Below are 382 nucleotides of genomic sequence, written 5' to 3' on the forward strand. Positions count from 1 at the left end.
TGGTTTAGCGCGAGGTTATTTAAATCGTCCAGAGCTTAACGCGGAGCGCTTTATCGCTAACCCGTTCTATGACGCTCATCATCCAAATAGCTCGCAGCGACTATATCGTACCGGTGATTTAGTGCGTTATTTACCAGAGGGTCATTTAGAGTTTATCGGACGGGTAGACGATCAAGTGAAGATCCGAGGGTTTAGGGTTGAGCTGGGTGAGGTTGAAGGGCAACTGTTGGCGCAAGCAGGGGTGGAGTCAGCACTGGTGATGGCCAAAGAGCTGGCGGGGGCGCAACAGCTTGTGGGTTATATCAAACCTGAGCAGACATTGGGTGACGGTGCTCAGCAACAGCTGATAGCGGATGTTAAAATGAGGCTGTCGGCAAACCTA

Annotated in this window: 1 pseudogene; it reads left to right on the plus strand. The window is 51.0% G+C overall.

Annotated elements, in window-relative coordinates:
* Positions 1–382 (plus strand): annotated as a pseudogene (locus tag SANK73390_RS10775) (hypothetical protein); the annotation flags it as partial.

Source organism: Pseudoalteromonas sp. SANK 73390, from assembly GCF_054966645.1.